Source organism: Microbacterium lemovicicum (assembly GCF_003991875.1).
Taxonomy (GTDB): Bacteria; Actinomycetota; Actinomycetes; order Actinomycetales; family Microbacteriaceae; genus Microbacterium; species Microbacterium lemovicicum.
In genome coordinates, this window is the sequence record NZ_CP031423.1 from 131,326 (window position 1) to 153,046 (window position 21,721).

The window sequence follows — 21,721 nt, forward strand, 5'->3', positions numbered from 1 at the left end:
AGCCCCTCTCGTCGGGGCCGGCCCTTTCGTGCCTGTCCGCGAGAAGTCGAAACACGCCGGCGGCTCTCGGGAGCGGGCGGCGTGTCGCGACTTCTCGGTGAGGGTGCGGGCGAACGCGCGTCAGCGCTGCAGCGCGCGCGTGACCTCGCGGCCGGCCTCGTCGAGAGCGGCGGTGAGCCGGTCGACCACGTCGGCCTCGATCACCCCGCCGCCGGCGGTGAACAGCCGGAGATCGCTGCGCACCCGCGCGCGGAACGCGTTGATCGCGACGTCTGCGCGGTGGAGCTGCTCGCGTCCGGCGAAGCGCGGGTCGTCGGCGCGAGCGGGGGCGGGCGGATCCTGCTGCTGATCGCGCGCGGAGGCGAGGTCGGCGCGCAGGCTCTTCATGGCCTCGCGGACGCTGCCGCGCACCTCGTCGGCGATCAGCCGGACCGAGTCGGCCAGCCCCGCCTGGATGCCCTCGAGATCGCCGGACCGCGAGGCGACTTCCGCACGCCCCGCGTCGGTGATCTCGTACACGGTCTTGCGACCGTCGACGGTCTTGGTGACCAGGCCGTCGTCCTCGAGCTTCGACAGGCGCGGATAGATGGTGCCCGCGCTGGGGGTGTAAGTGCCGCCGGTGCGGTCGGCCAGGGCCTGCATGATGTCGTAGCCGTGGCGGGGGGCCTCGTCGAGCAGGCTCAGCAGGTAGAGGCGCAGATCGCCGTGGGAGAAGACGGGACTCATCACCACGCCTGCCCGTCCTCGACGGCGTTCACGGGGCTCTCGACCGGCCGCTGCTGCTCCGATGCGCCCGCCTCCACGGGAACGGATGCCGCGGCATCCACCACTGCCGGCTGACGCAGCACGGTGATGTCACCCGAGACGGAGTTGATGCGCATGTCGGCGAAGGATCCGCTGAGCTCGCCGACGGAGCCGGCGAAGTTCGTGGTCGGACCGGTGCCCCTGCCCGACTGGACGACGCCGTCGATCTGCACGCGGCCGCTGACGCTGCGCACGACGTAGTTCGCGGGGACGCCCTCGGACAGGCGGATCGTGGAGTCGCCGCTGACGGTGTTGAGGCCGACGACCTGGATGTCGCCGTCCGAGTCGACGAGCATGCCGCCGGACACGGTGTCGATGGTGGCCTTGCGGACGGTGCCGGTGATCGCGACGTCTCCCGAGACGCTGTTCGCGTTGAGGGAGCCGATCACGTGCCGGGCGGAGACGTCGCCGGACACGGCGTTGACCGTGAGATCGCCGGTGAGGCCGTCGACGATGATGTCGCCGGACACGGTGTTGAGCTTGGCGTCGTTGCGGATGCCGGAGACCAGCGCGCTCGCGCTGACCACGCCCAGGGTGAGGGCGATGTCGCGCGGCACCGCGACGCTGATCTCGGCCTTCGGTCCGCCCGCGCCGAAGTTGCGGAAGACCTCGAGGAAGTTGTCCCAGCGCAGCTGCGGGTGGTCGATCTCCAGCTGGTCGCCGGTGGCCTCGATGCGGAGGTCCTTGACGGTGACGCCGTGGACCTCGATGCGGATGCCGGACTCGTCGTGGGCGACGACGTCGATCTGGCCGCCGACGAGACCGACCTTGAGGGCGCGGATGCCGTCGATGTCGATGATCCGGGTCTCGCCCGGGTGGATGAGCCACTTCTCGAGGGTCATGGGGTGCTCCTTCGTGTCAGACTCGAGATATATCGCGAGTAAGGACAGTAGACACGATATATCGCGTCTCGTCAACACCTCTCGGAACTCTCTCAGATCGACGGCTTGACCTTGACGCAACGTCAAGCTCTAACGTCGTCCTCACCGAGAGAGGAGGCGCGCGATGGACTGGACGATCCAGGACGTGGCCCGGCTGACGGGCACGACGAGCCGCACGCTGCGTCACTACGACGCGGTCGGGCTGCTCCCGCCGTCGAGTGTGGGGGCGAACGGCTACCGGCGCTACGACGAGGACGCCCTCGTTCGGCTGCAGCGCATCCTGCTGCTGCGGGAGCTCGGGCTCGGCCTGCCCCAGATAGCCGATGTGCTGGCGCGGGAGGTCTCGGAGGAGGACGCCCTGCGGGCGCACCTCGCCTGGCTGGAGCAGGAGCAGGAGCGCACCGCGCGGCTGGTCGCGTCGGTGCGCAGGACGATCGAAGCGAGATGGAGAGGAGCACCGCTCATGGCGGAGGACATGTTCGACGGATTCGACCACACCCGGTACGCGGACGAGGTGCGCGAGCGCTGGGGCGAGCGGGCGGTCGCCGTCGGCGACGCCTGGTGGACCGGGATGGACCCCGACGACCGTCGGGGCTTCCAGGCGCGGCTGCGCGCGATGGAGGCCGACTGGACCGCCGCGGCCGCTGCGGGGGAGGAGCCCGAGGGGGCGGTCGCCCAGGCGCTCGCCGCACGGCACGTCGCCTGGCTGCGGACGGTCCCGGGGACGCCGCTGGTCGATGCGGACGGTGACGGCCGGGCCTATGTCATCGGTCTCGGCGAGCTGTACGTCGACGATCCGCGCTTCAGCGCGCGGTACGCGGTGTCGGACGGCGATCTGACGGGCGCACGGCTGGTGCGCGACGCGCTCCGGCTCCACGCCGAGACGAACCTCTAGCGGGTCGCTCGCGCACGTCGGCCCCTGAGCAGTCGCGCGAAGGCGCAACCGTGCTCAGGGCCGACGCGCCCGCCGTCAATCGGACATGAGCTCGCGCAGCTCCTCTTCGGTGAGCTCCAGGTCGGGTGCCTGTGCGGAGTCGCGGATGCTCTCCGGTCGAGAGGCCCCCGGGATGGGCACGACGATCGCCGCCAGGGCCAGCTCCCATGCCAGGGTGATCTGCTGCGGGCTCACCCCGCGCGCCTCGGCCACACGGGCGAAGGCGGCGTGGTTCTCCCCCAGCTCGCCGGCCTTCGAGATGCCGCCGAGAGGCGACCACGGCAGGAAGGCGATGCCGAGCGAGGCGCAGTGCTCGAGTTCGCCGAGACTCGAGCGGAAGGCCGGAGAGAACTGGTTCTGCACCGATGCGAGCCGACCACCCAGCACCTCGTTTGCCTCGTCGATCTGTGCGACGTCCGCGTTCGAGATCCCGGCCATCCGGATGACGCCTTCGTCGAGCAGGTCGCGGACGGCGCCCACCGACTCGGCATACGGCACTGAGGAGTCCGGACGGTGGAACTGGTACAGCCCGATGGCGTCCACCCCCAGCCGGCGTGCCGAGGCCTTCGCGGCCTCTTTCAGGTAATCGGGATGACCGTTGACCGTCCATGTCCCGTCGCCGGGACGCAGGTGTCCTCCCTTCGTCGCCACGAGCACGTCGGCGGCGCCGGAGCCGTAGGAACGCAGCGCCTTGGCGATGAGCTCCTCGTTGTGGCCGACCTCGTCGGCGTGCAGGTGGTACGCGTCGGCGGTGTCGATGAGGGTGACACCGGCGTCGAGCGCGGCGTGGATGGTGGCGATCGAGCGATCCTCGTCGGGTCGGCCCTCGATCGACATCGGCATACCGCCGAGTCCGATCGCGCTGACCTCGTGGGTGCCGATGATGCGTCGCTTCATGGGGATCCTTCCTGGGGTGATGAGGAGGAGACCCACTCTTCCTGCCGGCATCCGTTCGGGCACAGGGCTTGCGCGCGGCCCGCAGCCTCCTTGTGGCTCCGTCGCCTGACCCGGATCACCCGATCGTGTTGACCGCCCGGGCGATCACGAGCAGGCCGAGGATGTAGGCGGACAGCGCCTGGGTGACCATGAGCAGCTTCGCGCGGTGCGTGAGCGGCATGGCGTCGGTGGCCGAGAAGGCGATGCCGTCACTGAGCGACGAATAGAGGTAGTCGAAGAAGCGGGGCCGCCACTGCGTGCCCGCACCGTGGTCGTCGTCCTGCGGGAAGCGGAAGTCGGGTGGCTCGAGGTCCTCTGTCGAGCGGATGCCGCGGGCCACGGGCCCCCCGCGATCGATCTCCCAGAAGACGAGGCCGAACACGATGGCGTTCGTGGCCCACACCTGAAGGGCGGACAGCAGGATGAGACCCGCCCGGCTCGGGGGACTCGCGATCAGCTCGTAGATGAGCTGGACGAGGAGCACCTGATTGACGATGAGCAGCGTGATGGACAGGCCGACCGACAGCACCCGCGACCACTGCTCCTCGCGGTTCAGGCGGTGCGGATTGAAGATGATCAGCGGCACGAGCGCCGCGAGGGCGAGGCCCACCGCCCCGTACCGCAGCCACGGGTAGAACGCGCTCGGCAGCAGTGCCCAGAGCAGCAGGACGACCAGGACGGCGGCAGCCGGCGGCCAGCGGTGCTCGGGGAGGCGGGGTGCGCCACCCCCGGACGTCGACGTCTGCTGCGATCCGGCCTTCGACATGACGGAACCCCCCACCCGAAGGGTAGGGGGTTCGGCCTGGTATTCGGTTCAGACGCGGTTGCGTCCTCCGGTGATCACTCGGAAGAGGAAGACGATCAGCGCGATCACTCCCACGATGAGCGCCACCCACAGCAGCCACGAGAGCGCGCTGTTGAGGCCACCGAAGATCGCGAGGACAACGGCGATGACGATGATGATGATGAGGGCGAGGTTCATAGGAGGCTCCTTCTCCGTCGTTCGGTGCAGGGGGGTGTCTGCACACGGTGCCGCACAGGACACGCATTCACGCTCGCACGCGTGCACGTGGTGGGCGAGGGCCTTGCGAGCGGGGCTCTTCGGTGGTACCTGGGAGAAAGCTGAATGCGGCGTGAGGCCGATCGCCCCGGACGGCGGTGTCAAGCCCTCATCGCCTCGGAGGACGCGAGCCCTATCGTCAGGACGCGAGGGTCGCGCTCGGCGCGGCCGGCCGAAGAAGGAGGACGCGATGCCGGACGGTCGTGGATCGAACAGCGTGAAGGACCCCGAGCTGTACGAGGCGCTGCGCGCGCAGGGGGATTCGAAGGAGAAGGCGGCGCGCATCGCGAACGCCGCGGCGCGGGACGGGCGCAAGAGCGTCGGCCGGCGCGGGGGATCCTCGGGCGACTACGACGACTGGACCGTCGCACATCTGCGCGCGCGGGCCAAAGAGCTTGGGATCTCGGGCTATTCGGGGAAGCGCAAGGCCGAGCTCATCTCGATGCTGCGCGAGCACTGACGCATGGCGAAGCTGCGTCGGGTCGTGCCGTTCGTCGACCCCGGGTACACCCGCGTCCGGGTCGGCGAGGGCCATCAGTTCGTGAACGCCCGCGGCAAGCGCGTGGGAGCGAAGGACGACGTGCGCATCCGAGCGCTGGTCATCCCGCCCGCTTGGACGGATGTCTGGATCAGCGCGCGCCCGGACGGCCACATCCAGGTCGTCGGAACGGATGCGGCCGGCCGCAAGCAGTACATGTACCACCCGACCTGGAGCGAGGACCGCGACAAGGGCAAGTTCGCCCGCGCGCTGGACCTCGCGGCATCCCTTCCCCGCGCCCGCGCCCGCGTCACGCAGGCGCTGCGCACCGAGGGACTGTCTCGGGAGCGTGTGCTGGGCGTCGCCTTCCGCCTGCTGGACCAGGCGGCTCCGCGGGTCGGATCGACCGCCTACCTGAAGGCCAACGGCAGCCGCGGGCTCACCACCCTCCAGCGTCGGGATGCGGAGGTCGACGGGTCGACGGTGATCCTCTCGTTCCCCGCCAAGAGCGGGAAGCGTGCCCTCCTGCGCATCGACGATCCGCTGCTGGCGGAAGCGGTCGCAGAGTTGAAGGCCGGGCGGCCCACCGCTCCTCTCCTCGCCTACCGCCGCAAGCGGTCGCGCGTCGCGCTCAGCGCCGGCGACGTCAACGCGCATCTCCGCGCGCTGACGGGAGGCCCCTTCACCGCGAAGGACTTCCGCACCCTGCGGGGGACGGTGAGCGCCGCCGACGCGCTCGCCCGCATCGGCACGGTCGACACGAAGAAGGACCTCGCCCGCGCGGAGAAGCTGGCCGTCCGCGCCACCGCGGACGCGCTCGGCAACACCCCGAGCGTCGCCCGCGCCAGCTACATCGACCCGCGCGTGTTCACGGAGTACCGCAAGGGCAACGTGATGTCGCTGGAGGGCTCGCGCGACGCGGCCATCCGCGCGCTCATCCTCGGCGACGCCGCCGACCGTCCGGCGACGGCCGACGACCGCGCGCGGAGCCGCAGACGGCGGCGGAGTACCGTGAAGCGGTGACGACCGCCCCGCCCGCCCCGCGTGTGGATCCGCGCATCCTCGGCTGGGTGGTGCTCGGCGGCGCGCTCGGCACCGCGGTGCGGGCCGCCCTCGTGTTCCCGTGGCAGACCGGGACGGACGACGCGACGCTCGCCGTGCCGCTCGTGACGCTCGTCGTCAATCTCGTCGGCGCGTTCGCGCTCGGGCTCGTCGTCGGGGTCCTGGGGCCGCGGCATCCTTCCGCCCGCGCGTTCCTCGGGACCGGCGTGCTCGGCGGCTTCACGACCTACTCGGCGTTCGCCGTGCAGACCGTCACGGTGTCGTCGTGGTCGCTGTGGCTGTCGGTCGGGCTCGCGCTGGCGAGTGTCGCCGTGGGCTTCGCGCTGGCCGGTGTCGGCGTGCGGAGCGGCCGGCTCCTCGGCGCCCGTCGCGGTAAGGCCGACGAGCCGGAGGAGGCGGAGTGAGCCCGCTGCTGCTGCTCGCGATCGGCGTGGCCGGCGGAGTGGGGGCGGGGCTGCGGTACCTCGTCGACACCGGCGTGCGACGCGTCGTGCCGCGCCGGTTCCCCTGGGGGATCCTGCTGGTCAACATCTCCGGCTCGTTCGCGCTGGGCGCCGTGACGGGCGCGGTCCTGTCGGCGGAGCTCACCGCGATCATCGGCACCGGATTCCTCGGCGGCTACACCACGTTCTCGGCGGTCGCCGTCGAATCGTGGCTGCTGGGCGAGGAGCGCCGGGCCGGCCAGGCCTGGGGGAACCTCGTCGGAACGGCTCTCGCGTGCATCGCGGCGGCCGGGCTCGGCGCGCTCGTCGGTCGCGCGCTCACGGCCTGAGCACAGCGGCCGACGCCCAGGGAGGCCGTGGGATACTGGCCACTCGATACATCCGCGTATCGGATCGGCGGCTCGCCGCCGCCCTGCCGCAATCATCGAAGGTCGACCGTGTCGAATCTCGCCCTCCTGAGCCTGCGGAACCGCGCGCTCATCGCCCTCATCACGATCGTCGCGGCGATCTTCGGCGGCATCGCGCTGACCAGCCTGAAGCAGGAGCTCATCCCGTCGATCGAGTTCCCGCAGCTGGCGATCGTCTCGAACTACCCCGGCGCGTCGCCCGAGGTGGTCGAGAACGACGTGTCGACGCCGATCGAGACGGCGATCCAGGGCGTTCCGGGCCTCGAGTCCAGCAGCGCGACGAGCACGACGAACGCCTCGATCGTGTCGGCGTCGTTCACCTACGGCACCGATCTGGCGACCGCAGAGCAGAAGATCCTCCAGGCGATCAACCGCATCCAGAGCACCCTGCCCAGCGGCGTCGAGCCGAACGTCATCTCGGCGAGCTTCGACGACTTCCCCGTGATCCAGCTCGCCGTCACGGGCTACAGCGACGAGAAGACGATCCAGCAGCAGCTCGAGGCCTCGGTGCTGCCCGAGCTGCAGGACGTCGCCGGCGTCAACGCGGCGCAGATCGTCGGCGGCCAGGGCTCGCGCGTCACGATCACGCCCGATCAGACCGCGCTCGCCGCGGCCGGCTACTCCACACAGGCGATCCGCGACGTGCTCGACCAGAACGGCGTGCTGTTCCCGGGCGGGACGATCACCGAGGGCGACCAGACCCTGACGGTGCAGACCGGATTGAAGATCACGACGCTCGACGAGCTGTCCGCACTCCCGCTGGTGCCCACCGACGCGCAGCAGCTCCAGGCCGGAGCCCTCACACTCGGCCAGGTGGCCTCCGTCACGCAGGACACCGACCCGGTCACCTCGATCTCGCGGGTTAACGGCGAGCCCGCCCTCACGGTCGCCGTGACCAAGCTCCCCGCCGCCAACACCGTCGACGTCTCGCGCGGCGTGCTGGCCGCCATCCCCGACCTCGAGCAGTCCCTCGGCGGAGCGACGTTCACCGTCGTGTTCGACCAGGCGCCCTACATCCAGCAGTCCATCGACTCGCTCGCCCAGGAGGGGCTCCTCGGGCTCGTCTTCGCGGTGCTGGTGATCCTGCTCTTCCTGCTCTCGGTGCGCTCCACCCTGGTCACGGCGATCTCGATCCCGACCAGCGTGCTGATCACCTTCATCGGCATCCAGGCGTTCGGGTACTCGCTCAACATCCTCACGCTCGGCGCGCTCACCATCGCCATCGGGCGCGTGGTCGACGACTCCATCGTCGTGATCGAGAACATCAAGCGGCACTACGTCGGCGACGCCGACAAGCTCGCCTCGATCAAGCTCGCGGTGCGCGAGGTCGCGGCCGCCATCACCGCGTCGACGATCACGACGGTCGCGGTGTTCCTGCCGATCGCCTTCGTCGGCGACGTCACGGGCGAGCTCTTCCGTCCGTTCGCGCTGACCGTGACCATCGCCATGGTCGCCTCGCTGTTCGTGGCGCTGACGATCGTGCCGGTGCTGGCCTTCTGGCTGCTGCGGCCGGGCAAGGTCGCGCGCGACGCACAGGGCGCGCCCATCGACGCCGAGTCTCCGGATGCCGCGCCGACGCGCCTGCAGAAGGCCTACCTCCCGATCCTGCGCTGGACGCTGCGTCACTCGGCCATCACGCTGATCGCCGCCGTCGTCGTGCTCGGCGGCACCATCGCCGTGGCACCGCTGATGAAGACGAACTTCCTCGGCGACTCCGGCCAGAACACCTTCACCATGACCCAGGACGTCGGCCCGGCGCCGAGCCTCGATGCGGAGGACGCCGCATCCAAGGGCGTGGAGGAGAAGCTGCGGGCCATCGACGGCGTCGAGAACGTGCAGGTGTCGATCGGCTCGAGCGGCTCGGCCCTGCGCGACGCGTTCAGCGGCGGCTCCTCCGGCATCACCTACTCGATCACGACCGACTCCGGCGTCGATCAGGTCGCTCTGCGCGAGCGCGTGCAGGAGGAGGTGTCGGCGATACCGGATGCCGGCACCTTCACCGTCGCGGGATCCGGCGGCGGATTCGGCTCGAGCGACATCGCCATCGACGTGTCGGCGCCCGACCAGCAGAGCCTCCAGGACGCCACGGACGCCGTGCTGTCCGCCGTCAGCGGGCAGGCCGGCATCGGCCAAGTGACGAGCAATCTCGCCGCCTCCCTCCCCTACATCGCCGTGCAGGTCGATCGGGCGAAGGCGGCGGGTCTCGGCCTGTCGGAGGTCGCGGTCGGCGGCATCGTCTCGGGCGCCATGCAGCCGCAGCGGATCGGGACCGTCGAGATCGACGGCACCGGTCTCACCGTCTACCTCGCCGCCTCGCAGGTCCCGCTGACGATCGACGAGCTGCGCGCTCTCAGCATTCCGTCGGCCTCCGGTGCGCTGACGCTGGGCGACGTCGCGACGGTGCAGCAGAGCGAGGGCCCGACGTCGGTGACCACCGAGCGCGGCCAGCGGACGGCGACGATCACCGCCACGCCCTCAGGCAACGACCTCAACGCCGCCTCCGCCACGGTGCGCACCGCGCTCGCCGACACGGAGCTGCCCACGGGTGCACGCGCCGAGGTCGGCGGCGTGCTCTCGCAGCAGCAGGACGCCTTCTCGCAGCTCGGGCTGGCGCTCCTCGCGGCAATCCTCATCGTCTACATCGTGATGGTGGCGACCTTCAAGTCGCTGCGTCAGCCGCTGCTGCTGCTGGTGTCGGTGCCGTTCGCCGCGACCGGCGCGATTCTGCTGCAGATCGCGACCGGCGTGCCGCTGGGCGTCGCGTCGCTGATCGGCGTGCTGATGCTGATCGGCATCGTCGTGACGAACGCGATCGTGCTCGTGGACCTCGTGAACCAGTACCGCTCGCGCGGCCTGTCGGCGCACGACGCCACGATCGCCGGCGGCTCACGCAGGCTCCGGCCCATCCTCATGACGGCGCTGGCGACGATCTTCGCGCTGACGCCCATGGCCCTCGGCATCACCGGCCACGGCGGGTTCATCTCCCAGCCGCTGGCGATCGTCGTGATCGGCGGACTGATCTCCTCGACCGTCCTGACCCTGGTGGTGCTGCCGACGCTCTACAACCTGGTCGAGGGGGCGCGCGAGCGCAGGACCGCCCGCAGGCGCGGCGATCGCGAGGCAGCCGGCGGCGTCGACCTCGACGGCCTCGACGGCGGACGTGTCATCGCGGGCGTGCCCGGGACGCGCCGGGAGAGGCGCATCCTCGAGACGGACGACCGCAGGCGCACGACGTCATCGGTCGCCGTCGTCGAGCACGACGACGAGGGCGTGACGGATGCCGCGGCACCGACGGTCGCGACCGGCGACGATGCAGCGGCGACCGGCGCGACCACGACGGGCACGGCGCCGACTGGTGCGCGAACGGCGGCGACCGGCTCGGGGATCGACGTCAGCAGCGCGGGCACGGCCGGGACCGGCGCGGACAGCGCGGTCGTGGACGCCTCCGAGGCGACGACGTCGGGCGCGGTGGACGACACGCGCGAGCCGCGGAGCGGGACCGACGCCGACGGCGACGCCACGACGTAGGTCGCGGAGGTCGCGGCGGGAGCGCCGACCGCGGACCACACGAAAGTGCGCGCGGCGTCGGCGGTGACGACGGGCGCCGCGGCGACGATCGACAGGCCGCGGCGCAGACGGCGGCGGGCGGCGCGCTCGGTGGTGCGGGCGGGCGCCATGTGGCCGAAGAACAGCCAGAGCCAGAGGAACATCGACGCGAAGGCGATGAATTCGAAAAGCGTGAGGTTGATGACGCCGCACGTCATGATGACGAATCCGCCGACGAGGAGGATGCCGGTCGGCACGTTCTTCAGCACGAGGCGGCGACGCAGGCCGGGCACGTAGATGGGCGTGACGATCAGCAGCACGAGGAACGAGAACGTGATGCCGAGCGCGGCCAGGTCGTGCACGGGCTTGACCGTGTTGATCGGCACGAGACCGACGACGGCGAGATGGAGACCGAGGGAGGCGATGAGGCCCGACACGAGCGCGGGGCCGCGACGGTGGGTGCGGCGGCGCGCGGAGTGCTCGCGCATCTCCTGCCGGACGCGGCGGGAGAGCAGGAAGATCAGGATGCCGGCGGCGAGCAGCGTGGTGTTGAACGAGAAGCCCGAGAACACCGCGACGGTGCCGAGCTGGCTGAAGTAGAGGTACCACCACTGGTGGTCGGGAGCCGTGAGGATGGCCGTGCCGATGCCGGCGACGAGCAGCACGGAGATGCCGACGAAGAGCTGGACGGCCGGGGTGCGCTCGGGGTCGGCTCGCGGGTGCAGGCCGACGGCGGTCGCCGGAAGCGGCTCCGCCACCGTCGCCATCGGGGCGCGCTCAGCGGTCGCCGGATGCGGAGGATGGCCGGGGGCCGTCGGAGAGAGAACCAGAGTCATTCGTGCACCACTTCGCCAACAGTGCTCCGATCAAGGATTCCCCTCGACGCCTCTCGCCGAATCCGTGGTCGGGGCCACTGATCGATCGTTAGTCGTCCCCAGTGCGACTCTTAGCCCAGACAATACCGGATTCCCCTGAATATTCCGCTAGCGATTGCTCCGGACCGGTGTGCATTCCCTACCAGTGATCGATGGGGGGAGTATGCTCCACCCCCCATTCCAGCTTCCAGGTCTCGCCGGGTGCCAGCCAGCGGAGGTGCTGACCGGAGTTGAACGCGTCCGGCGGTGCGGTCATCGGCTCGAGCGCGAGGGCGAGCTCATGGCCGGGATAGGTGTTCATCGTGAACACCTGCACGTGGTTGAACCCGGCGCCGAGCCAGAGGGTGACCCGCTGCCCGTCGGGCGCCTCGAGGGCGCAGCGGACCCGGTCGTCGTCGTCACGGGCGATCTCGCCGTAGGCCACGTTGAGGTCGAGATCGCCCACGCGGCGAGGAGCGCGCAGGTCGTTGACCGCATCGACCGGGCGCTCGGCGATCGGGAGCAGCCGGTCGTCGAGCTCGAAGAACGACGACGCGGGGACCGTCAGCGCGAGGTCGGCCGTGTCGACGCCGCCGAGGCAGAAGTAGGGGTGGATGCCGAGGGCAGTCGGCGCGTCCTCGCGTCCGACGTTCGTGAGCCGGTGGACGGCGGCGATGCCGTCCGATGTCGCGGTGTACTGCACGGTCGTCTCGAGGTGGAAGGGGTAGCCGGTCTGCGGGAAGACCGTCGCCGCGAGGGTGACGGAGGATGCCGTCGCCGACATGTCGGCCGCGGCATCCGTCGGCTGATAGGGCATGAACCGCAGGAGCCCGTGCGAGGCGCTGCCGGTCTTCGGCTCGGTGATGGGCAGCTGCCGGGTCTCGCCGCGCTGTGTCCACCTGCCGTCGCGGATGCGGTTCGGCCACGGCACGAGCGTGATGCCCGAGGCCGACGGGGTGGGCACGTCGTCGGGATACGGCGGGATGAGCGCTCTTCCATCGACCTCGAGGGAGCGGAGGGATGCTCCGACCTGCGCCACCTGGGCGGTCACCCGTCCGTCGGGCGAGACGAGGTGGAAGCGCCGGCCGGTCGGGTCGGCGGGGATGGATGTCGTCATGATCACCTCTGCAGCCACGGCCGGAGCAGCCGTGTCACCCAGGGTAGGACCAGGTACGTCATCACGGGGGTGAGCAGGACGGTCGTCAGCAGCACGCGGACGACCAGCGGCCATTCGACGAACCCCGGCACGAAGCCCAGCAGCCAGGAGGCGAGGAGGTTGACGGGGAAGAAGCCGAGCCAGATCGTCACCGCCTGCTTCCACCGCGGGGGCGCCGCCGGGATGGGCTGCACGATCGGCCCGGTGGTCGCGGCCTCCAGCGGAGAGCCGGCCGTCCGCGACTCGACGTGCGTCGCGAACGGGGCGTCGAACCAGCCCTCGATGCCGCTGCGCCGCTCGACGCGCACCTCGCGCGCGAAGGGGCGGCCCGAATCGAGCCACCAGCTGCGCTGCGTCGACTGCTCCCACGCCTCGAGCGTCGGGATGTCGCGGAAGCGGTAGAGCATGTACCAGAGGTCGCTGCCTTCGCCCGCGCGCACCCACCCCGACCCGAGGAAGCCGTCGAACGCTGCCGCGAGGTCGGTTCCCGCCTGCATCCAGGTCGTCGCGACCGACGCCTGCTCCGGATCGATGCGCCGCTCGATGGCGACGGTGATGGGGGCATCTGTCATGCGTCCATTCCATCCGATCCGGCTCCGCCATCGTTGCACGGGTTCTCAGGGTTCGGGGAGGGGTCTCCGCTACCATGGAGAGTCGGCTCCGGACACCGCGGGCCAACCGCGGATGCTTTTGTGAGTCCCAGCGGGCCGATGGTGGGGGCGCATCCGCCCCGACGACCATCCAGTGAACGGCCCCCGCCGGCCAGCAGCGTCCGGCATGCTCCTCTGCTTCTGCCTCAAGAAGCCGCTCGCGTCTGCGCGTGCATCCACTCCCCTGCGGAGTCTCGGAGTGCTGTTCCTGCTTTGTGAGAACAGGAAGAACAATGGCTAACCCCAAGAAGAAGACCTCCACCGGACGACCGAACTTCGAGCCGCGCTACGGCGAGAAGAAGTCGTCGTACCAGGACCGCAAGCGCTTCAACGGCGCTGCCGCCGCCGGCGGCGAGGCGGGCGGCTCCGCCCGCTCCGGTGCCCCTGCCCGCTCCGGTGCCCCCGCCCGCTCGGGCGGCTCGAAGGCGGGCTGGGCGAAGCCCGCATCGGCGAAGGGCGGCGCGGCCAAGGCCGGCAGCCGCAGCGCCGGCCACCGCGGCTACCGCTCCGAGGAGGAGGGCGCGGCGCCCAAGGCCCGCTGGACCTCCAACCAGCGCGCCGGGCGCGACGAGGCGCGGGGCATCCGCGACCACGCCTCCCGCCCCGCGGGCGCGGGTGCGGGCGCGCGCAGCTTCGACGACCGTCCGCGTCGTGACGATCGCCCCGCGCGCAGCTTCGACGACCGTCCCCGTCGTGATGATCGTCCGGCTCGCTCGTTCGATGAGCGTCCGGCGCGTCGGGATGATCGCCCCGCGCGCTCGTTCGACGAGCGTCCGGCGCGTCGTGATGATCGCCCCGCGCGCTCGTTCGACGAGCGCCCCGCCCGTCGTGATGATCGTCCGGCTCGGTCGTTCGATGAGCGCCACGCCCGTCGTGATGAACGTCCGGCTCGGTCGTTCGACGAGCGCCCCGCCCGTCGTGACGACCGTCCCGCCCGTCGTGACGAGCGTCCCGCCCGTCCGTTCGCCGACCGTCCGGCGCGTCCGTTCAACGACCGCCCGGCCCGCTCGGCCGGCGATCGCCCCGCGCGCCACGACGACCGCCCGGCCCGTCGTGACGACCGGCCCTCGCGTTCGTGGGACGACAAGGCCCGCACGGCCGGCACGCACCGCGACGCGGTCGACGTCGTCCACGAGCGCCTGCAGGCGCAGGCCATCCAGGCCGAGGAGACCACCGAGATCGGCTGGACCGACCTCGGTCTGGGGCAGAACATCGCCGGCGTCCTCGTGGACCTCGGCGCTCCGACTCCGTTCCCGATCCAGGCCGCGACCATCCCCGAGGTGCTCGCCGGTCGCGACATCCTGGCCCGCGGCCGCACCGGCTCCGGCAAGACCATCGCCTTCGGCGCACCGCTCGTCGAGCGCGTGCTCCGCTCACAGGGCGGCGGACGACGCGAGTACGGCCGTCGGCCGCGCGCGCTGATCCTCGCGCCGACGCGCGAGCTCGCGCTGCAGATCGACGGCACCGTGCAGCCCATCGCCCGCAGCGTGGGCCTGTTCACGACGCAGATCTACGGCGGCGTGCCCCAGGGCCGTCAGATCGGAGCGCTCCGCAAGGGCGTCGACATCGTCATCGGCACGCCCGGCCGCATCGAGGACCTCATCGATCAGCGCAAGCTCGACCTGTCCGACGTCCGCGTCGTCGTGATCGACGAGGCCGACCACATGAGCGAGCTCGGCTTCCTCGAGCCGCTCCAGCGCATCCTGCGCCACACGCCCGGCGGCAGCCAGAAGCTGCTGTTCTCGGCCACGCTCGACCGCGAGGTGGCTGCCGTCGTCGACGAGTTCCTCGAGAACCCGGCCGTCTACGAGGTCGCGGGCGAGACCCAGGAGACCGGCACGATCGACCATCGCGTGCTCGTGATCGACCACCGCGAGAAGGGCGAGATCCTCCGCCGCCTCGTCGATCGCGACGGCAAGACGCTCGTGTTCGCGCGCACCCGCGCCTACGCGGAGATGCTCGCCGACGACCTCGCCGACGCCGGCATCCCCGCAGTCGCCCTCCACGGCGACCTCAACCAGGCCAAGCGCACCCGCAACCTCGAGCGTCTGACCTCGGGCCGCGTGCGCGTGCTCGTCGCCACGGATGTCGCGGCCCGCGGCATCCACGTCGACGACATCGATCTCGTGGTCCAGGCCGACGCGCCCGACGAGTACAAGACGTACCTGCACCGCTCCGGCCGCACCGGTCGCGCGGGCGCGGTCGGACGCGTGGTCACGCTGATCCCGCGTCAGCGCCGCCGTCGCATGACCGAGATGCTCGAGCGCGCCGAGATCGACGCGCCGTTCGAGGAGGCCCGCGTCGGCGACGACGTGATCGACGAGCTGGCCGGCACCCTGCCGACCGACGCCGAGCTCACCCGCTGAGCGACGTCCTCAGAACAGCATCGGAGCGGCGGTCTGCGCGGTACGACCTCTCGAGGTCGTGACCACGCGGGCCGCCGCCGTGCGTGCGGCGAGCCCCGGCGAGGGCGCCCGCCGCGCGCCGTCCTCCTCGGCCCATCCGTCGAGGCGATGCCGGCGCAGGAGGGGCCTGACCCGCTGGGTCAGCCACGTCCGGTAGCCCTTCGGCGCGTATGACGCCACACCCGGGTACAGCCCCAGGTACGCCGGCACGAGGTCGGGATGCTCCCGCTCGAGCCAGGTCATGAACCACTGCTTCGCGCCCGGCCGCAGGTGCAGCGCGCCGAAGACCACGCGCGACGCCCCGGCTGCGGCGATGAGGTCCAGCGCATGGTCGAGAGCCGCGACCGAGTCGGTGAGGTGGGGCAGGATCGGCATCAGGAACACCGTCACCCGGAACCCCGCCTCCGTCGCCGCCCGCACCGTGTCGAGGCGCGCCTTCGCCGACGGCGTGCCGGGTTCGATCGCGTGCTGGAGCGCGTCGTCGAAGATCGCGATCGACATCGCGAGTCCGACATGGACGGATGCCGCGGCCTCGGTGATCAGCGGCAGGTCGCGCCGCAGCAGCGTGCCCTTGGTCAGGATCGAGAACGGGGTGCCCGACTCCGCGAGCGCGGACACGATGCCGGGCATGAGGGCGTAGCGGCCCTCCGCGCGCTGATACGGGTCGGTGTTGGTGCCGAGCATGACGGGCTCGTGCTGCCACGACGGGCGCCGGAGCTCCTTGCTCAGCACCTCCGCCACGTTGACCTTCACGACGACCTGCGAGTCGAAGTCGCGTCCCGCGTCGAGGTCGAGGTACTCGTGCGTGCCGCGCGCGAAGCAGTAGACGCAGGAGTGGCTGCAGCCGCGGTAGGGGTTCACGGTCCAGTCGAACGGCATGCCCGATGATCCGGGCACGTTGTTGAGGGCGCTCTTGGCCATCACCTCGTGGAAGGTCATGCCGGCGAAGTCGGGCGTCGTGACCGATCGCACGAGACCGTCGATGCGCTCGAGTCCGGGCAGGGCGGCGGCATCCGGCACCCCGAGTTCCTGTCCCTGCCAACGCATGGACCTATACGAACAGATGTACGAATGTCTGTCAAGCGCGTCGGCCTGCGCGTCGAAGCTCGCGCCAGCCCGATCGCGCGGTCGCGTCCCGGCGTTCACAATGGGAGCGTGACGGCACCCGATCCGCACGCTGGCACCTCTCGTCGCGCGCACCCTCCCGCGCGTGACGTCGAGCGCGCCGCCCGCCGACGCCGCGCCGCCCGGGTGCGGCTGATCTTCGCGCTGGCGATGGCCGTCGCCCTGGTCGTGGGCACGACCGTCGCCGTATCGGCGGTGCTCACTGCCGGTCCGGTGGCCGAGGCATCCGCGTCCACCGCCACGCCGTCGGCACTCGTCGCCTCACCCGCTCCCCCGCAGGCCGAGGCCCTCCCCGCCCCGACGATCGTCGGCAGTTCCGTCGCCGCCGTCGACCTGTGCGCGGACGCGACGGTCACCGCCGAGCTGGCCGCCGGCGACGACGCCGCGGTCATCGTCGCCGCCGGTGGTCCTGACGGGCTGCGCCAGGGCGTGGCCACCGGAACGCTGCCGTGCGTGTCGCTGTCCGATCCCGGGCACGTGTGGACGGTCGTCAACAAGACCCGCCCGTTCCAGCCGGTCGACTACGAGCCGTCGCCGCGCGAGCTGCCCGCGGGTGTGCGCAGCATCGAGGGCGGCACGCTGCGATCGGATGCGGCGGCCGCCCTGTCGGCGCTGGTCGCCGCCGCGGCGGCGGAGGGCGCCGGCGAGATCGCCCTCGAGAGCGGCTACCGCTCCTACATCACGCAGCAGAACAACTTCGGCTCGGGCGGACCGGAGGTCGAGGCATCGGTCGCCCGTCCGGGATACAGCGAGCACCAATCGGGCCTGGCGGCCGACGTCGTGGCGTGCGACGGCGGAGGATGCGGCACGCTGGACGACCTCGCCGCGACTCCGCAGGGCGCGTGGACGGCGGCCAACGCCTGGCGATTCGGGTGGATCGTCCGCTACGAGGCGGGACGCACCGACACCACCGGCTATATCCCGGAGCCCTGGCACCTGCGCTACATCGGCACGGAGCTGGCGCGCGCCTATCACGACGGCGGCTGGCTGAGCCTGGAGGAGTTCTTCGGGCTGCCCGCGGCGCCGACGTACTGAGCACCGACACCCGACACCCAGTCCCACGATGAGTGGGATGGAATGCCATTTCCCCGGCTCGTCCATCGATTCGGAGACATAGAATCGCCGCAGGCGCCGCGGCCGTTCCGGCCTCCGCCACCGAGATGTCTCCGCGCGGCGGGGAGGGAAGGACCGGGCATGGACCGCGAGATCTACGACGAGGACCACGAGGCGTTCCGCGAGGTCGTCAAGGAGTTCGTCAAGCGCTTCGTCACGAACGAGAAGCGCGAGCAGTGGGATGCGGCGGGCGAGATCGACCGCGCGACGATGAAGGCCGCCGGCGAGTCGGGCATCATCGGCCTGTCGGTTCCCGAGGAGTTCGGCGGCGCCGGGATGCTGCAGGACTACCGCTTCCGGGCTGTCGTCAACGAGGAGATCATCAAGGCCGGTGCGGGGTCGCTCGCGGGCGCCTTCGGCATCCAGGACGACCTGGCCGTGCCGTACCTCGTGCACATGGGCACGCAGGCGCAGAAGGAGAAGTGGCTGCCGGGGATGGCGACGGGCGACGTGCTCGGCGCGCTGGCGATGAGCGAGCCGGGCGCGGGCTCCGACCTCCGCGGCATCTCGACGACGGCGAAGAAGGTCGACGGCGGGTACCTCGTCAACGGTGCGAAGACGTTCATCTCCTCCGGCAAGACCGCCGACATCGTGGTGACGTTCGTCAAGACCGGCGAAGGCAACAGGCCTGACGCGTTCAGCCTCCTCATCCTCGAGAACGGCATGGACGGGTTCGATCACGGCAAGAAGCTCCACAAGATGGGCTTCGCCGGTCACGACACCGCCGAGCTCAGCTTCAGCGACGTCTTCGTGCCCGATGAGAACCTCATCGGCGGCGAGGAGGGCAAGGGCTTCGTCCAGCTGATGATGAACCTGCCGCTGGAGCGGCTGTCGATCGGCGTCGCCGCGGCGGCGGCCTCCGAGGCCGCGCTCAACTGGACCCTGGAGTACACCGCGAGCCGCGAGGCGTTCCGCCAGCCGGTGATCGACTTCCAGAACACGCGCTTCAAGATCGCGGACGTCGCCACGACGGTCGACGTGCTGTGGGCCTACATCGATCGCGCGATGATGCTGTACTCCGAGGGGAAGCTGTCGCCGGACGAGGCCGCCAAGGTCAAGTTCTGGTCGACCGAGCGCGAGTGGGAGATCCTCGACACCTGCGTGCAGCTCTTCGGCGGCTACGGCTACATCACCGAGTATCCGATCGCCCGCGCGTTCCTCGACGCCCGCGTGCACCGCATCTACGGCGGCACGAACGAGATCATGCGCGAGATCGTCGCCCGGCGGGTGACCGGCCGGAAGTGACGACGGATGCCGCGGCTCGCGCCGCGGCATCCGTCGTCGTCAGTTCGCTGAGCCTGTCGGCCGCGACGCGGCGCGCGTGGAGGTGCGGAGGCGGTAGAGGCTCGTCGTGGCGGTGAGGAGGAGGTCGGTGCCGTCGTCGCCGCCGAAGCAGACGTTGGAGACGACCTCGGGCACGGGGATGAAGCGGATCTCGGTGCCGTCGGGCTCGAACACGTGCACGCCGTCGCCCGCGGAGGACCACACGCGTCCGTGCTCGTCGACGGCGATGCCGTCGGGCAGGCCCACCTCGATGACGGCGAAGGTGCGGCCGCGCGCGGCGCCGGTGCTCGCGTGCTGTGCGGGGCCGGTGACGTCGTAGGCGCGGATCCAGTGGCCGGGGCCGTCGTCGAGGCCGGCGGCGGTGTCGGTCACGTAGACCGTGCGACCGTCGGGCGAGAAGGCGATGCCGTTGGGCTGGTCGATGTCGGTGATGACGGGGGTCAGCCCGTCGGCCGGTGACCAGCGGAAGACGAAGCGACCGCCGTATTCGCGCGCGCCGGGGTGTCCCTCGTTCGGCTGGACGATGCCGTAATCGGGATCGGTGAACCAGTACGACCCGTCGGGGGCGATCGCGACGTCGTTGGGCGAATTGAGGCGCGCGTCGTTCCAGTGGGAGACGATCGCCTCCACCGTGCCGTCAGGCGACTCGCGCTCGAGGCGGCGGTGACCGTGCGAGCACTGGATGACGCTGCCGTCGATGTCGAGTGCGCGTCCGTTGGTGAACTCGACACCCTGTCGGTGCACGGACGTCTCGCCCGTGGCGGCGCTCCACTGCAGGATGCGGTCGTTCGGTATGTCGCTCCACCGCACGGTGCGATCGGCCGGGATCCACAGGGGGCCCTCGGTCCAGATCCCGCCCGTGGCGAGTCGGTCGATGCGGGTGCCGTCGGGCAGGAGGGGATCGGTCACGGGTGCTCTCTCTGTCTCAGGCGGAGCGGAACACGTCGACGCTCGCGGGTCGCTGCCGGGCGGCGAGCACCAGCGAGAGGACGCCGAGTCCGACGGTTGCGGCGAGGGAGGGGAGGGTGCCGGCGATGGTCCACGTCCTCGTCACCTGCCGCATGGGTCCAGGCTAGCGAGGGGTGTGCGCGCCGCGATCGGACGGATCGCGCCCGAGATCCCGATCCCGGCGTCGAGCCCATTCCCGACCGTGGCGCGGATCTTCATTCAGATCTATCGAAGCGATCAGAACGGCGGTGGGTCGTCGGCGACGAATCGCACCACCGGCGCGGGGGAGTCGAGGTAGATGCGCTTCGTCGGACTCGTCCACCGCAGCACCCCACCGCCGGCCTGCTCGACGGTCCACGCGGACTGATGCTTCAGCACGTGATGTCGTCGGCAGAGGTGCGCGAGGTTCTCGATCGCCGTCGCACCGCCCCGCGCAGCATCCTTCGTGTGATCGAGATCCGACCGCCGCGCGGACACCCCGCATCCGGGGAATCGACATCGCTCGTCGCGTGCACGGAGGAACCGCCGCAGGTCTTCGGATGGGCGGTACTGGTCGACGGCCAGCACCGCTCCGCTCGAGGCATCGGCGAGCAGGCGGTCCCACGCGGGTGCCGCCGCGGCGAGCCGCGCAGCGGTGTCGTCGTCGATCGGCCCGTGGCCGGTGAGCATCGCCGGCCGCCCGTCGCCGACGGCGAGCGTGACCACCGACACCGTGACCTGCACCGTGGCGACGATCGCATCGAGTCCGTCACCGTGGCCATGGGCGAGGCCCGTCAGTGCCAGATCGCACAGCAGATCGGCGCGGCGCTCGTCGATGGATCGCGGGTCGTCGGTGTCGACTGCCGGTGAACCGTCGCGGGCCTCCTCGTCGGTCATCGGGCCTTCGCCGCTGCCCGACTCCGCGCCGGCCATCGCATCGTGCCCGTTGTCCGCATCCGATCCCTCCGCAGACGCGCCGTGTTTCGTGGTCGCGTGCGCCATCTGGGTGAGACGGTCGTGGATGCCATGGGCGAGAGCCGCGGGCAGCACGGCGAGCAGTTCCGCCATGCCGTCGTCGAGATCGGTGACGACGACGCGGCGCAGCCGGCGCGCCTCCGCGTGACGCTGGGCGATCGACCGCGACCGCGCATCCTCAGCCAGCGCCCGCACGATGGCACGCAACCGCCCGGGTGTCTCGTGCGCGGCCTTCTCGACGGCACGGGCCTCGTAGGTCGCCCGCGCCTCGGCCTCGTCGATGCCGAGCCCCGCGTCGACGATCACCGACAGGTGGGCGCGGCTGATGCGCCCGTCGGCCAGGGCGGCGAGCGCCGCGGGGAACCGGTCGACGGCGACGTGCGCATCGGACAGCCGTCGCTGCACGGTGCGATCGCTCACGCGCAGTGCCGCCGCCAGCTCGGCGGCGATGGACCGGAGCGGCAGGTCGGATTCGGCGGTGCCCGCCGGTCGGCGCGACGCCTGCTCTTCCGCGAGCGTGACCGCCGCAGACAGCAGCTGGGCCTCGAGCGCCTGCAGGGCGCCGATCGTGCGATGCGCCTGCTGGAGGGTGGTGACCAGCTCGGACAGCATGACTGACTCCTCCTCGGTGGGGAGGGAGTCGGGTGGCCGGCGATCGGTCATGAACCTATTCTGACCAGG

20 protein-coding genes and 1 pseudogene are annotated in these 21,721 nt (G+C 71.0%); 9 read left to right on the forward strand and 12 right to left on the reverse strand.

All coding sequences use genetic code 11. From position 1 onward, the window contains the following. Positions 1-120 precede the first annotated feature (120 nt). Entirely contained in the window at positions 121-726 is a 606-nt protein-coding gene (locus CVS47_RS00650; protein WP_127097110.1) for a PadR family transcriptional regulator, read from the reverse strand. Beyond that, positions 726-1,646, reverse strand: coding sequence for a DUF4097 family beta strand repeat-containing protein (locus CVS47_RS00655; RefSeq protein WP_127094357.1), 921 nt, complete (start codon positions 1,644-1,646; stop codon positions 726-728). The genes CVS47_RS00650 and CVS47_RS00655 overlap by 1 nt, the downstream gene beginning before the upstream one ends. Before the next feature lie 163 nt (positions 1,647-1,809). Here CVS47_RS00655 and CVS47_RS00660 point away from each other — a divergent pair, with 163 nt between their 5' ends. Further along, complete coding sequence (locus CVS47_RS00660) at positions 1,810-2,580, forward strand: MerR family transcriptional regulator (protein ID WP_127094358.1); 771 nt, start codon at positions 1,810-1,812, stop codon at positions 2,578-2,580. Between the two features lie 75 nt (positions 2,581-2,655). Here the strand turns inward: CVS47_RS00660 and CVS47_RS00665 are convergent, their stop codons facing one another. From CVS47_RS00665 to CVS47_RS16715, 3 genes are all read right to left on the reverse strand, one after another. Next, positions 2,656-3,516, reverse strand: a complete 861-nt coding sequence (locus CVS47_RS00665; protein ID WP_127094359.1) for an aldo/keto reductase — start codon at positions 3,514-3,516, stop codon at positions 2,656-2,658. A 115-nt stretch (positions 3,517-3,631) separates the two neighbouring features. Then, positions 3,632-4,321 carry a DUF1345 domain-containing protein gene (locus tag CVS47_RS00670; protein ID WP_127094360.1) on the reverse strand — a complete coding sequence of 230 codons (690 nt, stop codon included), beginning with the start codon at positions 4,319-4,321 and terminating at the stop codon, positions 3,632-3,634. Positions 4,322-4,369: 48 nt separating this feature from the next. After that, positions 4,370-4,537 (reverse strand): hypothetical protein, encoded by a 168-nt coding sequence (locus CVS47_RS16715; protein ID WP_164734570.1) that lies wholly within the window; start codon positions 4,535-4,537, stop codon positions 4,370-4,372. Between the two features lie 268 nt (positions 4,538-4,805). On the opposite strand from CVS47_RS16715, the gene CVS47_RS00675 reads away from it, so the two are divergent. The 5 genes from CVS47_RS00675 (at position 4,806) to CVS47_RS00695 (ending at position 10,533) form a co-directional block, all read left to right on the forward strand. Then, positions 4,806-5,075, forward strand: a complete 270-nt coding sequence (locus tag CVS47_RS00675) for a DUF7218 family protein (RefSeq protein WP_127094361.1) — start codon at positions 4,806-4,808, stop codon at positions 5,073-5,075. Between the two features lie 3 nt (positions 5,076-5,078). Next, positions 5,079-6,116, forward strand: coding sequence for a DNA topoisomerase IB (locus tag CVS47_RS00680; RefSeq protein ID WP_127094362.1), 1,038 nt, complete (start codon positions 5,079-5,081; stop codon positions 6,114-6,116). Further along, positions 6,113-6,559 carry a fluoride efflux transporter FluC gene (locus CVS47_RS00685; RefSeq protein WP_206502696.1) on the forward strand — a complete coding sequence of 149 codons (447 nt, stop codon included), beginning with the start codon at positions 6,113-6,115 and terminating at the stop codon, positions 6,557-6,559. Before CVS47_RS00680 ends, CVS47_RS00685 begins: the two co-directional genes overlap by 4 nt. Continuing rightward, positions 6,556-6,927 carry a fluoride efflux transporter FluC gene (locus tag CVS47_RS00690; RefSeq protein WP_127094363.1) on the forward strand — a complete coding sequence of 124 codons (372 nt, stop codon included), beginning with the start codon at positions 6,556-6,558 and terminating at the stop codon, positions 6,925-6,927. The genes CVS47_RS00685 and CVS47_RS00690 overlap by 4 nt, the downstream gene beginning before the upstream one ends. Positions 6,928-7,035: 108 nt before the next feature. Beyond that, positions 7,036-10,533 (forward strand): efflux RND transporter permease subunit, encoded by a 3,498-nt coding sequence (locus CVS47_RS00695; RefSeq protein WP_206502697.1) that lies wholly within the window; start codon positions 7,036-7,038, stop codon positions 10,531-10,533. A gap of 170 nt (positions 10,534-10,703) precedes the next feature. Here the strand turns inward: CVS47_RS00695 and CVS47_RS16875 are convergent. From CVS47_RS16875 to CVS47_RS00710, 3 genes and pseudogenes are all read right to left on the reverse strand, one after another. Further along, positions 10,704-11,387 (reverse strand): annotated as a pseudogene (locus tag CVS47_RS16875) (DUF998 domain-containing protein); the annotation flags it as partial. Positions 11,388-11,565: 178 nt separating this feature from the next. Beyond that, the gene (locus CVS47_RS00705; protein ID WP_206502698.1) at positions 11,566-12,522 is read right to left on the reverse strand and encodes an aldose 1-epimerase family protein; all 957 of its coding nucleotides are present in this window, start codon (positions 12,520-12,522) and stop codon (positions 11,566-11,568) included. A gap of 2 nt (positions 12,523-12,524) precedes the next feature. Further along, positions 12,525-13,133 carry an antibiotic biosynthesis monooxygenase gene (locus tag CVS47_RS00710; RefSeq protein WP_127094365.1) on the reverse strand — a complete coding sequence of 203 codons (609 nt, stop codon included), beginning with the start codon at positions 13,131-13,133 and terminating at the stop codon, positions 12,525-12,527. 311 nt (positions 13,134-13,444) lie between these two features. Between CVS47_RS00710 and CVS47_RS00715 the strand changes: the two genes are divergently transcribed. Beyond that, positions 13,445-15,577, forward strand: coding sequence for a DEAD/DEAH box helicase (locus CVS47_RS00715; RefSeq protein ID WP_127094366.1), 2,133 nt, complete (start codon positions 13,445-13,447; stop codon positions 15,575-15,577). Between the two features lie 9 nt (positions 15,578-15,586). On the opposite strand, the gene CVS47_RS00720 is transcribed toward CVS47_RS00715, so the two are convergent. After that, positions 15,587-16,663 (reverse strand): Rv2578c family radical SAM protein, encoded by a 1,077-nt coding sequence (locus CVS47_RS00720; protein WP_127094367.1) that lies wholly within the window; start codon positions 16,661-16,663, stop codon positions 15,587-15,589. 108 nt (positions 16,664-16,771) lie between these two features. Here CVS47_RS00720 and CVS47_RS00725 point away from each other — a divergent pair, with 108 nt between their 5' ends. Beyond that, positions 16,772-17,776 carry a M15 family metallopeptidase gene (locus tag CVS47_RS00725; RefSeq protein ID WP_164734571.1) on the forward strand — a complete coding sequence of 335 codons (1,005 nt, stop codon included), beginning with the start codon at positions 16,772-16,774 and terminating at the stop codon, positions 17,774-17,776. A gap of 159 nt (positions 17,777-17,935) precedes the next feature. Beyond that, the gene (locus CVS47_RS00730; protein WP_127094369.1) at positions 17,936-19,099 is read left to right on the forward strand and encodes an acyl-CoA dehydrogenase family protein; all 1,164 of its coding nucleotides are present in this window, start codon (positions 17,936-17,938) and stop codon (positions 19,097-19,099) included. A gap of 39 nt (positions 19,100-19,138) precedes the next feature. On the opposite strand, the gene CVS47_RS00735 is transcribed toward CVS47_RS00730, so the two are convergent. The 3 genes from CVS47_RS00735 to CVS47_RS00740 all read right to left on the reverse strand — a co-directional run bounded on the left by CVS47_RS00735 (position 19,139) and on the right by CVS47_RS00740 (position 21,703). Then, positions 19,139-20,047: an SMP-30/gluconolactonase/LRE family protein gene (locus CVS47_RS00735; RefSeq protein WP_206502699.1), complete on the reverse strand. Its 909-nt coding sequence runs from the start codon at positions 20,045-20,047 to the stop codon at positions 19,139-19,141. Between the two features lie 16 nt (positions 20,048-20,063). Then, positions 20,064-20,201, reverse strand: a complete 138-nt coding sequence (locus tag CVS47_RS16720; RefSeq protein WP_164734572.1) for a hypothetical protein — start codon at positions 20,199-20,201, stop codon at positions 20,064-20,066. 122 nt (positions 20,202-20,323) lie between these two features. Further along, positions 20,324-21,703, reverse strand: a complete 1,380-nt coding sequence (locus CVS47_RS00740; protein WP_127094370.1) for an HNH endonuclease signature motif containing protein — start codon at positions 21,701-21,703, stop codon at positions 20,324-20,326. Between the last annotated feature and the right edge of the window lie 18 nt (positions 21,704-21,721).

Coding starts and splice junctions, on each gene's coding strand:
- CVS47_RS00650 (WP_127097110.1), bottom strand. CDS start 726: ATGAGTCCCGTCTTCTCCCACGGCGATCTGCGCCTCTACCTGCTGAGC.
- CVS47_RS00655 (WP_127094357.1), bottom strand. CDS start 1,646: ATGACCCTCGAGAAGTGGCTCATCCACCCGGGCGAGACCCGGATCATC.
- CVS47_RS00660 (WP_127094358.1), top strand. CDS start 1,810: ATGGACTGGACGATCCAGGACGTGGCCCGGCTGACGGGCACGACGAGC.
- CVS47_RS00665 (WP_127094359.1), bottom strand. CDS start 3,516: ATGAAGCGACGCATCATCGGCACCCACGAGGTCAGCGCGATCGGACTC.
- CVS47_RS00670 (WP_127094360.1), bottom strand. CDS start 4,321: ATGTCGAAGGCCGGATCGCAGCAGACGTCGACGTCCGGGGGTGGCGCA.
- CVS47_RS16715 (WP_164734570.1), bottom strand. CDS start 4,537: ATGAACCTCGCCCTCATCATCATCATCGTCATCGCCGTTGTCCTCGCG.
- CVS47_RS00675 (WP_127094361.1), top strand. CDS start 4,806: ATGCCGGACGGTCGTGGATCGAACAGCGTGAAGGACCCCGAGCTGTAC.
- CVS47_RS00680 (WP_127094362.1), top strand. CDS start 5,079: ATGGCGAAGCTGCGTCGGGTCGTGCCGTTCGTCGACCCCGGGTACACC.
- CVS47_RS00705 (WP_206502698.1), bottom strand. CDS start 12,522: ATGACGACATCCATCCCCGCCGACCCGACCGGCCGGCGCTTCCACCTC.
- CVS47_RS00710 (WP_127094365.1), bottom strand. CDS start 13,133: ATGACAGATGCCCCCATCACCGTCGCCATCGAGCGGCGCATCGATCCG.
- CVS47_RS00715 (WP_127094366.1), top strand. CDS start 13,445: ATGGCTAACCCCAAGAAGAAGACCTCCACCGGACGACCGAACTTCGAG.
- CVS47_RS00720 (WP_127094367.1), bottom strand. CDS start 16,663: ATGCGTTGGCAGGGACAGGAACTCGGGGTGCCGGATGCCGCCGCCCTG.
- CVS47_RS00730 (WP_127094369.1), top strand. CDS start 17,936: ATGGACCGCGAGATCTACGACGAGGACCACGAGGCGTTCCGCGAGGTC.
- CVS47_RS16720 (WP_164734572.1), bottom strand. CDS start 20,201: ATGCGGCAGGTGACGAGGACGTGGACCATCGCCGGCACCCTCCCCTCC.
- CVS47_RS00740 (WP_127094370.1), bottom strand. CDS start 21,703: ATGACCGATCGCCGGCCACCCGACTCCCTCCCCACCGAGGAGGAGTCA.